This is a genomic window from Tenacibaculum geojense (assembly GCF_042676005.1).
GTDB lineage: Bacteria > Bacteroidota > Bacteroidia > Flavobacteriales > Flavobacteriaceae > Polaribacter > Polaribacter geojense.
The window spans coordinates 1-11246 of record NZ_JBHTJR010000007.1; the positions used below are offsets into that span (position 1 = coordinate 1).

General features: G+C 29.9%; 15 protein-coding genes. All 15 read left to right on the forward strand.

What is annotated here, in order from left to right; translation table 11 throughout:
* Positions 1–123: 123 nt before the first annotated feature.
* The 15 genes from ACFQ1U_RS00410 (at position 124) to ACFQ1U_RS00480 (ending at position 11044) form a co-directional block, all read left to right on the forward strand.
* The gene (locus ACFQ1U_RS00410; protein ID WP_036118677.1) at positions 124–363 is read left to right on the forward strand and encodes a ribbon-helix-helix domain-containing protein; all 240 of its coding nucleotides are present in this window, start codon (positions 124–126) and stop codon (positions 361–363) included.
* Positions 356–643 (forward strand): type II toxin-antitoxin system RelE/ParE family toxin, encoded by a 288-nt coding sequence (locus ACFQ1U_RS00415; RefSeq protein ID WP_113966555.1) that lies wholly within the window; start codon positions 356–358, stop codon positions 641–643. The genes ACFQ1U_RS00410 and ACFQ1U_RS00415 overlap by 8 nt, the downstream gene beginning before the upstream one ends.
* 165 nt (positions 644–808) lie before the next feature.
* Positions 809–1339, forward strand: a complete 531-nt coding sequence (locus ACFQ1U_RS00420) for a hypothetical protein (protein WP_386104167.1) — start codon at positions 809–811, stop codon at positions 1337–1339.
* Positions 1340–1522: 183 nt separating this feature from the next.
* A complete protein-coding gene (locus tag ACFQ1U_RS00425) occupies positions 1523–1978 on the forward strand; it encodes a hypothetical protein (RefSeq protein WP_386104169.1) in 456 nt (151 codons plus the stop codon).
* Positions 1979–2158: 180 nt separating this feature from the next.
* Positions 2159–2623 (forward strand): hypothetical protein, encoded by a 465-nt coding sequence (locus tag ACFQ1U_RS00430; RefSeq protein ID WP_386104171.1) that lies wholly within the window; start codon positions 2159–2161, stop codon positions 2621–2623.
* Positions 2624–2782: 159 nt separating this feature from the next.
* The gene (locus tag ACFQ1U_RS00435) at positions 2783–3067 is read left to right on the forward strand and encodes a hypothetical protein (RefSeq protein ID WP_386104173.1); all 285 of its coding nucleotides are present in this window, start codon (positions 2783–2785) and stop codon (positions 3065–3067) included.
* A gap of 257 nt (positions 3068–3324) precedes the next feature.
* The gene (locus ACFQ1U_RS00440) at positions 3325–3759 is read left to right on the forward strand and encodes a hypothetical protein (RefSeq protein ID WP_386104175.1); all 435 of its coding nucleotides are present in this window, start codon (positions 3325–3327) and stop codon (positions 3757–3759) included.
* Positions 3760–4001: 242 nt separating this feature from the next.
* Positions 4002–4313 (forward strand): hypothetical protein, encoded by a 312-nt coding sequence (locus ACFQ1U_RS00445; protein WP_386104177.1) that lies wholly within the window; start codon positions 4002–4004, stop codon positions 4311–4313.
* A 77-nt stretch (positions 4314–4390) separates the two neighbouring features.
* The gene (locus tag ACFQ1U_RS00450) at positions 4391–4996 is read left to right on the forward strand and encodes a hypothetical protein (protein ID WP_386104179.1); all 606 of its coding nucleotides are present in this window, start codon (positions 4391–4393) and stop codon (positions 4994–4996) included.
* A 155-nt stretch (positions 4997–5151) separates the two neighbouring features.
* The gene (locus ACFQ1U_RS00455) at positions 5152–5544 is read left to right on the forward strand and encodes a hypothetical protein (RefSeq protein ID WP_386104181.1); all 393 of its coding nucleotides are present in this window, start codon (positions 5152–5154) and stop codon (positions 5542–5544) included.
* 160 nt (positions 5545–5704) lie between these two features.
* Complete coding sequence (locus tag ACFQ1U_RS00460) at positions 5705–6163, forward strand: hypothetical protein (protein WP_386104183.1); 459 nt, start codon at positions 5705–5707, stop codon at positions 6161–6163.
* Positions 6164–6340: 177 nt separating this feature from the next.
* Positions 6341–7804 carry a ligand-binding sensor domain-containing protein gene (locus tag ACFQ1U_RS00465; protein ID WP_386104185.1) on the forward strand — a complete coding sequence of 488 codons (1464 nt, stop codon included), beginning with the start codon at positions 6341–6343 and terminating at the stop codon, positions 7802–7804.
* 231 nt (positions 7805–8035) lie between these two features.
* A complete protein-coding gene (locus ACFQ1U_RS00470) occupies positions 8036–9046 on the forward strand; it encodes a hypothetical protein (protein ID WP_386104187.1) in 1011 nt (336 codons plus the stop codon).
* A 697-nt stretch (positions 9047–9743) separates the two neighbouring features.
* A complete protein-coding gene (locus ACFQ1U_RS00475) occupies positions 9744–10142 on the forward strand; it encodes a hypothetical protein (protein WP_386104189.1) in 399 nt (132 codons plus the stop codon).
* Positions 10143–10291: 149 nt separating this feature from the next.
* The gene (locus tag ACFQ1U_RS00480; protein WP_386104191.1) at positions 10292–11044 is read left to right on the forward strand and encodes a hypothetical protein; all 753 of its coding nucleotides are present in this window, start codon (positions 10292–10294) and stop codon (positions 11042–11044) included.
* Positions 11045–11246 lie beyond the last annotated feature (202 nt).

Here is an 11246-nt window from a genome sequence, read left to right on the forward strand (position 1 = left end):
TTTTTTGTATATTACAGCACACAACAAAACCTAAGCACCATTAAAACGGATGCTTAGCAAAATCGTTGGCTACAATTTGGAAATGATTCGGATTTGGTGTATATTTACATCAAACAAATGATTATGTCAAGACAAAGTATATCATTTACAAAACCGAACGATGAATGGCTAAAAGCCCAAGTGGACAATAAAGAATATTCAAGCAAAAGTGAATTAGTTAACGATTTGATTAGACAAGCTCGAAAACAGCAAGTTCAAATTGACTGGATTCGAGCTAAAATTGAAAAAGCTGAAAATAGTGGATTTACAAATGACAGTAAAGAAAGTATTTTAGCTCAGTCAAAGTCTTTGCTTAATGGCTAAATACAAATTGACAAATGAAGCGAAAAATGACTTGATTCGGATTCACCATTACGGAGTTAAAAAATTCGGAATGACCCAAGCGGACAAATATTTTGAGTCTTTTTTTGAATATTTTGACATTATCGCTGAACGTCCTTTTTCCTTTGAATCTGTTGACTATATAAAAAAAGGATACCGACGTTGCGTGTGTGGAGTTGATAGTATTTTCTATAAAGTCAATGAAAATATTGTTGAAATAGTGACAATAGTTGGAAGACAAGATTTGAATGAAAAATTATAATGGAATTAAAAAACTGTAGCCAACAATGTATAACCGCAATTACGGCTGATTCGACTACGTCCGAATCCACTCGGAATTGCTTAAGCTAGTAAATAACTAAAAACTTTTGGCTAAATTAGCCCGATAACTGACGGGTTATACGAAGCCGTTGTAAAACATTACTAAATGACTCTAAACATAATAGAACATAATTATATTTTTAGACATAGATATTTCACCATATATAAACTTATCGGAATCTTCTATTTTTATTTTTTACTTAGTTATACTTCAGGGAATTCAGACAACTCCTTTTTAGAGTATAAAAGTTTAATTAAGACTTTCTCTTTAATTTTTATGTTTACGACTTTTATCCTGATTCTGATTAATAACTTTATCTACTACAAAGGAGGTCATATAAAAATAGATTTTGAATTAATTACTATAACCAAAAACGACTGGACAAAAACAATTGATTTGAATAAAATAAAATCAATAAGAGTGGAAAAAAATCGTGGAAAAGAATATACTTTTTACTTTGACAATTTAAGCTTAAATATAGAGCTTAGTGAGTTAGAGCTAAAAAGTTTAAAAAACTTAAAAACTATAGCGCCTTTTGATTTCGGCAAACCAGATTTAATTGAAAGAATTAAATATCATTTTAAAACATTTGCTACTAAGAATAAATCTTTTATGGATGAGCCTTATAGAAAATAAAACGTTTTACAACAAGGTGTATAATTAATTGCGGCTGAATTTCCTCGCCGGAAATTCAATCTTATTAATTATCTTTCCGTAACATCGGATAATGACTCACGTCCTTTTCCCGCAAAAAATCATACACAAAACCGTTAGGTGTAAGTAAATTTTGAACCCAAGAAATTAATAAAAATGAAAAACATGAAAAAAAACCTAATAATTCTATCATTAATATTTTTCTCTTGTACAGAAAATGAAGAAACTCCAAATTCAGATACTAATGAAAATCAGTTTTATGTTGAATATACAGTAGATAATGAAACGTACATAATGAATGAATTTACTTTTACCAATTCCAGTCAAGATACAGGATTTGTTTACAAAGTAAACGGAAAAGATTCTGAAGACAATAATTTAGATTTAGAAATTGGAAACATAGATATTGGAAATAAAAACTTCAATCCTGTTGAAGGGACTAATGAGAACGAAGTAGATATAGAAGTTTCATTTGAAAATAGAGAATGGAGTGGAAAAATAAATCAAGGCATACTTAAAATACTAAAATCAGAAAATATTTTTGAAGCTACGTTTAGTGGTACATTTGGAAGTGATAATATGGAGAAAAATATTGAGGGAAAAATCCGTATTCAAAAATAATTAAGAATAAATTCAACTAGAAAATACCTACACCTAACAATGTATAACCGCAATTACGGCGGATTCGACTTCGTCCGAATCCACTCAGAATTGCTTAAGCTAGTTAATTACTAAAAACTTTTGGCTAATTTAGTCCGATAACTGACGGGTTATACGAAGCCGTTACCCAACATTTGAGAAATGACTTCTGGAATTGAAATAACATACACTGAATTAAAATTTACAGAATTCCCTTCAAAAGAAACTGGAATAGCAAAATACTGCAAGTCATTTAGACTAAAACTGAATGAAATAAAGCTAATCGGAATTAGTCCAAGACTTGTTTTGGATAATGAATGTATTTTCATTCTTGTAATTGACAAATCGGAAAAAATTCATCTGATATGTGACCACGTAATGGGAACAAAAGGACTGGAAAGTTTTGAAAAGTATTTTGGATTGGAATCCATCCAAGAGGAATGGAGTAAATTGGAATACGACGACCATTATGGGAAAATTGACAAAGTAATTTACCCGAAAGAAAAATATTGGAATGACTTATTTGACAAGGATTGGAAGTTAAAAATTAGAACTCTATACAGTTGGATTAAACCAAAGTCGTTCTATGGAAATCTGAATAAAAAAACGTTGGGTAACAATGTATAACCGCAATTACGGCGGATTCGACTTCGTCCGAATCCACTCAGAATTGCTTAAACTAGTAAATAACTAAAAACTTTTGGCTAATTTAGCCCGATAACTGACGGGTTATACGAAGCCGTTGTAGGTAATTAACCAAACAATTCAAACCGAATTACAACCTTAATGAAAAAGATATTAAAATACATTAAACTTCTGATTTTACTCATTCTGATAAATCAAACAATCATACTGATTTCAAATGATTCTATTCGGAAAGGATGGTGGAAAAGCAACAGCGTTAATAGATTTAATGATCATGATTTTTTAGAGCTTGACTCAAATCTAAACTGGAATATCATAACGGAAAAAGGAAAGAAAAGCGGAATTGTACATCTATATGTCGGAGAAAAACTATTGATTTCAAATCTGACTTTGACTGAGTGGTATTTTTATGAAAACAAAGGATAGAAAACTACCTACAACAAGGTGTATAATTAATTGCGGCTGAATTTCCTCACCGGAAATTCAATCTTATTATTTATCTTTCCGATAAAACGGAAAACGACTCGCGTCCTTTTCTCGCAAAAAATCATACACAAATACGTTGTAGGTAATTTGACCGAAATATGAAAATACCGTTTTACATACTAATTTTAGTTTTCTTTTTCAGTTGTAAATCGACTAAAATAGTTTCGGAATCAGAATCGATTTCTAAAAAAACCGAAATGGAATTTTATGAAAACGGACTTTTAAGAAGCATCGGACAAATTGACTCGGACTATTTATCAAAAGCAGCTCGAATTGGATTATGGAGTGAATTTTATGAGAATGGGAAACTGAAAGAAACTGGAGAATATAAAACTGACTCATATGTGAATTGCTGTATTGTTGGACCTTGTGACATAATTTATAGTTACAAAATTGGAGAGTGGAATTATTATCACGAAAATGGACAATTAAAAGCAAAAGGAATTTATAGAATTGACAAAAAACACATTGAAACGACCTGCGAAGGTGGAGATGAAATTAACATTGGATTTCTAAATGATAATTGGAAATTCTACAACAAAAACGGAACTGAAATAAAGCCGACTGAAGAGCAAATAAAAGAATTTCAGGAAAGTGGAATTGTGGACGAATTTGATGTAATGGGAAAATGAAAAAACTACCTACAACAATGTATAACCGCAATTACGGCGGATTCGACTACGTCCGAATCCACTCAGAATTGCTTAAACTAGTAAATAACTATAAATTTTTGGCTAAATTAGTCCGATAACTGACGGGTTATACGAAGCCGTTGTAATACATAATCGAAATAAGTCCATAAGTAAATCAGACTATGATAAATCAAAATTACCTTTACATAAAATTATATGTTAATAGAATTGAAATTCATGATTTGAATTCTAAAAGGGTAGAGTATTTAGAAGGGGCTTTTTCAGATTCAAGAATAGTGTTTGCCGACTTTATGAAAGCTGAAAAACTAATTAAAGAAGGAATATTAAAATTATACCCAAAAAAGAACTGGTTTACTAGTTTTAATGTTTTAATACAACAAATGGAGAGAATAGAAGGCGGTGTTTCAGAAGTTGAGAAAAGAGCTATTATTGATTCCTCTAGGCATGGAGCTGATGCAAAGCATATGGAATTTATAGAATCTGACGAAGATTTAAGTTATTCAAAGGTTCTTGAAATACTAACTAAGAAATAAACGTATTACAACACCACCTAAACTGCATTAAAACGCAGCTTAGCCAAACCGTTGTAGTGCATTTGAGAAAACCCTAAATGAAAAAGAAAACTATTCTTTCAAAGAAAATTATTAGAGAATTAAAAAACTCTGATTTCAGTTTAAACCTAGAACATTTGAATCGTAAAAAATATTTCAATTATAAAGTTGAGGAATGGTATGGAGAAGAGTTTTTAATTAAAGGAGAATTAAAAAAGAGAATAATTGAAACATTAATCAGAACATATTTAGATTGGAAAACAGAACTTGATAAATTAAATAAAGAATATTATTTAGCAATTTGGTTTTACAATCCTAGAATGTTGAAATCGGAAGTGGTTTGCGCAATTGATGAAAAAATTCACTATTATGAAAATGATGCTTTTTTGAGCGCAAAGAAAAAAAGTAAATTAGAAGTTAATCAGTTTGGGAAACTATCGACTGAATTAGAGAAATTCAACTGGGACAAAAGAGTTGATATGGATTCAATCCATCAATGGGAACTGGATTTACCTAAGCAAAATTACGAATCGGAAAAGCAATACAATAAAGAACAAAAGTTCTATAAAAAAATGATTGACTTAAATTTTCACGCAGTGGAAAAAGATAATGAGAAAATCTATTTCTATCCGAAAGGAGATATATGGATTGGCAAACTAAAATAAAACGCAGTACAACAATGTATAACCGCAATTACGGCGGATTCGACTACGTCCGAATCCACTCGGAATTGCTAACGCTAGTGAATAACTAAAAACTTTTGGCTAATTTAGCCATATAACTGACGGGTTATACGAAGCCGTTGTACACAAGCTACAAAATGAAACGCAAACTGACTTTAATACTCTTGTCTTTGACTTTTACAAGTTGTTTTTTCAGCAATTATGAAAGTGAATTGATTAAATCACCGACTGGAAATTTTGAAATTAAAGCGACTGTAAATCGGACTGACAAAAATGCGGAGGATTTCGCTTACGTTATTATTCATTTATACGGTAAGGAAAATAACAAGTTGACTGAATTGAATACTGGAGCTGGAGATGGAAATAAATGGACAATTGGTTGGACTGAAGTCGGAGATACAATCGTACTTCAAAGTAGTGATATCGGAAACAAAGCGTGGATTTTGAATCAAGATAAACCGAATCAAATAAAAATGACGGACGAATTAAATGAACGTGCTGAATTTTTATACTCGGAAAAATATAAATAAAAGCCAGTGTACAACAACGGCTATAGTTCATTGCGGCGGAATTTCCTCTCGGAAATTCCTGTGTATTTGCTAACTTTGGTTTACGGCGGAATAGTTCTACCGAACCATTCCGCAACGAAACCATAGCCAAAACCGTTGTAAAACATTAAAAACAGAACCTATGAAAAAATACACTTTAAGTTTAGTAATTTTATTTTTAGTAATTAGTTGTTCTTTAGAATCAAAATTCAGCTTACCGAATGATGAAAATATCAATCCTGAATTAATTGGAGAATGGTATAATGAAAAAGGTAATAACGAAAAACTTACTATCATAAAACACGGAGAAAAAACTTATAAATTATTACTTAAGGACAAGAAAAAAACTGATGAAATAATTTCGTTCTCAAAGACAATAAAAGGTTTTGAAATTATGAATCTAAAAACAGAATACAAAAACAAAATCACAAATGTTTTTTATGGTTTTAAAGTTGAGGGTAACACTCTTGTTTTTTCAGAAGTGAATAAGAAATTGAGAAGTAAAGAATTTGAATCTCAAAATGAACTTTTAGAATTTTTTAAAGAGAATATAAATCGAGAGGATTTCTTTATAAATAAAACCAAGTTAATCCGAAAATAAAAACGTTTTACAACAATGTATAACCGCAATTACGGCGGATTCGACTACGTCCGAATCCACTCGGAATTGCTTAAGCTAGTGAATAACTATAAACTTTTGGCTAAATTAGCCCGATAACTGACGGGTTATTCGAAACCGTTGCCAGCAATATAACTAAACCAGAAAATATAACTATAAATGAAAATATATATCCTACCTATTTTTATCCTAACTACTTTATCTCTGAGCGCACAAAATCTGTTCCCTGTAAAACTTGACAAATGTAAAACTGAAAGATTTTGTCTTGACTGTGGAGATACAAAAGCGGGTTATGTAGAACAGGAATTTTCAAAACTTCAGGAAAAATTGAACGATGAACTTAATTTAAATGGTATTAAAGGTGCTGTTATGTTTCAAGTTCTTGTCAATTCAAATGGACGTGCTTGTGTTTTAAGTCATACAGATCAATCAAAAAATTTCATAACACAGAAAATAGTTAAAGAGCTAAATCGATTCAAAAGTTGGAAACCTGCAGTAACAAATGGTAAAACAGAAGAAAAATCTTCAATCAATATTGTTTTCAAAGTAGATAGCAATAAAATCTCAGGACAAATAGAGAGAGTAGACAAAGAGGCTTTCAAAAAATCCTTTGATAAACCAAATAGTCCTGAAATTTATAATGACACCTATGTTTACAAAAACGAAAATTTAGACAATTATAAAATAACTGTTTGGAACTCGAAGAATTCAAATTTACCTAATAATTGGAATGACCATATTTCGATTGATAAAGATGGTTTAATATGGCTTACAGTTAGCCAAGGTTTAGTAACTTTTAACGGAAAAGAATTCAAAAATGCCGAACAAAATATTTCTAAAAAAGGTAAATACTTCGGCTATTACGAATTAGCGACAGATAACAATAATGTCAAATGGATTTATGCCAAAAAAAATATATACAGTTTTGACAATGATAAATGGGTAAAATATGACTCAACACAAATTGGAATTAATTCTGCATATAATATTGTGAACAACTCAAAAACAGGTGAACTCTTTTTCTGTTCAAAAAATGGAATAACAATACTTAAAGATGATAAATGGTCAAAAATTGATAAGAACTTATACAAAGACTTACCTGGCAACAGAGTTTCATTTGCTAAAAGAGATTCCAAAAACAGAATTTGGATTGGAACTTATGATGGTTCAGCAATGATTGATGAAAATAATCAAGTTACAAATTTTGAAAAATCGTCTACGGTTTTAAAAGGTAAGTGTATTACATCAATGGATGAAGATGAAAATGGCAACCTATATTTTACCTTATATGAATTCGATAGAAAAAACAAAAAGCAAGTCAATAATGATGAGGGAATAGCAATTCGGGAGGTAAATGGTAATTTCAAACAATTTACAACTCAAAACTCAGGTATGCCTTTTAATCATACAACTTGCGTGCTATATGACAAAATCGAAAAAGTGCTTTGGATTTCAACGGACAGAGCTGGATTGGTCAGGTATGATTTAAATGGTAGTTGGGAAAATTATCATACTGAAAATTCTGATATTCCGACTTCTTACATCTCGACTATGACATTTGATATTAAAGGGAATTTATTTTTAGCAACTAGACAAGGATTAGTGAAAATTGAAAGAAAATAAATACTGCTGGCAACACGGTGTATAAAACATAGCTAATAAGTGCTAAACCGAATGTTTATGTACATTTAGAAGGACCACCAAATTTTTAATTTGGCTTTTAAAAAGAGAAAAATTAAAAACAAAATATAAAAATTCGGCTCTGTGTTAACCCGAAAATTAGTGTTTTTTTGCACGCTACATTTCATACACAAACCGTTGGCAATAATTTGAAATTCATAAAGTAAATTCACAATGAAGAATGAAAATGATTTATTTAGTAAGAGTAATTTGCAAAAACTTGCAGAGGAATTGCCTTATATTAAATTTCCTGATTTTAAAATTAAAACTATAGATGGAGTTGCCAACATTGCTAAAATTTTATCTAACCAGCATATAACTCTTCCTAATATCGGTTCTCAACTTGCTGAACAAATAAAAAACAGTAGCTTACAAACGATAAGTCCAACTCTTTCATCTTCTTCATTTATCAATCTTAATCAGTCATTAAAAAATATATCTAAAATAAGCGAACCTCTCTCTAAACAACTGGCTGAAATTGGTAAAAATCAATTGATCCTTTCTAACAATTTGGCTCACATTGCAAAATCAATCGACAAATCACATCTGACTAAATTTAATGGAATAAGCGTTGCACTTGAGGGAATTTCAAATGATTATTTGAAGAATATAACGAAAACAAGAGATTGGAACGATTTACTTGTTGCTGAAAATGTTTCGGAAGTCATATCATCTACAACAACTGATTTTATTAAAAACGACGATGACGGAATTACTAAAGAAGATTTAGAGAAATTAAAAAAATTAATAGTTGCTGAATTGTCATCATTACTTGAAAAAAGCACGTCACAAAAAGCAATTGATTTTATCTTCAAAGTAATGATTGTAACAACATTCTTGATGAATTTATATCGTTTTAACCAAGATAATGGAATAGTTGAATTAGAAACTAAAGACTTACTTCCTGACAACATAAAGGAAATTGAAAAATCAGATATTGATATCAAAAAAAGTTTTGAAACGATAATAAGTCAATTGAACAGTCAGAGAATTGCTAAAACGGATGTTCATTTACGATATTCAAACAAGATAAGAACAAATATTATTGGGATAGTTAAAAAAGGGCAAATCGTTTCAGTTATTGAAATTAGACACAAATATTTGCTAATTAGTTACATCGACAATGTAACTGGAGAACCAAAATCTGGATTTGTTGTAAAAAAATATTTCAAAAAGATAAAATAAAAACTATTGCCAACAATGTGTATAATTCATTGCTAGTTAGAGCCTACTTAAGAAAGTCCTCGCGGACTTTCTATTCGTGATTTATTTGCTAACTTTAGTGCTTAAACACGCAACGAGACCATACACAAAACCGTTGTGAGCAATAGTTTCAGTCTTTTGGTTTTCTGAGTATTTATATGGGATATAAAAGTTTAAGGACTTTAAGCTCTGATTTATCAGTAAACGGATTGAAATGATAATTTCAGTGCGGCAATGTTTGCGATGAGATCGTGTGAGAATTCATTCTCAAATACGAAAGCATTCGTAAAAACATTGATTAATTTACTGTTTAATTTTGACAAAGTCAAGTCAAAATTAACTGAAAATTTGATTTAAAAATCTGATCTTAAAAACAATAGCTAATCAACCCATTATTTTAATAACAAGTTTTATACCTTCTGTTATATAAAAATCATTATTAAAATAAATATAAATACTCTGAACTGCTTTATGTAGCGACTTTACTACTGTTTCTGTAAATAATAAAAAGTTCCTTTAGCTATAGGCACTTTTTTGTATATTACAGCACACAACAAAACCTGAGAACCATTAAAACGGATGCTTAGCAAAATCGTTGTATGTAATTCGAAAATAAAAAAACACTTTTAATCTTAAACTTTTTCAATATAACTGAAACACCTAAAGCAGAATTTAAGAAATGAATAATGATATTGTTTTACTATCAAATAATTTTTTAACATCAAATGAAAAGAATCTACAATTAGACTTTTTCAGAGATAATGGTCAAGTTCTTTTACAAGTATACAAGCAATATGATGTAAACAACTGGGATTTAGAATTCTATTCTACCGATATTAATTCAATTGTCATAGAAATACATTTTCATAAAGACAAAACTAATAACGAACTCAATTTTATGAGATTTAAAAAATCTGAATTATCAAAAAAATTTATCGAATTAGAAAAAAATTCATATTTCTACAGATTAGAAAGTAAAACTTCAAAAAATGAATTTATAGAATTTATATTTAACACTATAAATATAGTTTATGAAATAAAAAACAAAAAATTTGATTTTACTCTTAACGCCTACTAAAAACTACATACAACAATGTATAACCGCAATTACGGCGGATTCGACTGCGTCCGAATCCACTCAGAATTGCTTAAGCTAGTAAATAACTAAAAACTTTTGGCTAATTTAGCCCGATAACTGACGGGTTATACGAAGCCGTTGTAACACATTTGAAAAAACTCAAGCACCCATATCAAATACCCAGTTCTGAAAAAAGAACTGATATCAGAATTCTACCGTTTGAAGAGAATGCAGTTAGATATGAATACTGTTTCATTATAATGAACCCTTTTTATAAGAAAAGACAACCAATAAAAGATTTTGATAAGAATAAAACTGAATGGATTGAAGGCGACAAACTTTCAATCAATAAGAAATATGAAAAGTTTACTTGGACAGAATTAATAAATGAAACTGGAATAACAGATATCAAAGAGTTAATTCATTGTCTTTATGTAAGCCATCATAATTACATTTCTAAATACCAAAAAATCAAAACTAAAGTTTGGGAATCATTTCAGAAAGCAGTTGACAAAAACCAACTTATTCCTAATTCAGATAGTCATTTATCAATACTTTTAATTGACCCTATTTTGAATGCTCTAAAGAAATTAAATTACGAAAATATCAAACTCTATGATGTTTTTCAAAATGACATTTTAAATACTACTATCAACGAATTATTAAATAAAAACAGTGAATTCCCAAGCGAATTTCGACTTTTAACTGAAGACAAAAAATTATTATTTTTTCAAGAATATGAACATTACCAGACCTTTATCTATTCAACTGATTTAAAACTTTTAAATTCATTCTTAGACTTGACCCAACTTGAAGGCTTTTTTGCGACTGATAAAACAACTTTATTATGGAATGAAATTGAATATAAAGATGAAGCTATAACTAGAATTGAACCGTGGTAAAACGTGTTACAACAATAGCTAAAAAACATTGCTAACGGATTTTTCCTATGGAAAAATCACGCATCGAACAAATGTTCGACGCAATATTTATTAACTTTACGCTAAACCAACGCAACGATTCATTAGCTGAGACCGTTGTACACAATACCCAAAAAATGCCTAGAATCGAACTTCAAACTGAAATAAAAGCCGATAGAAATAT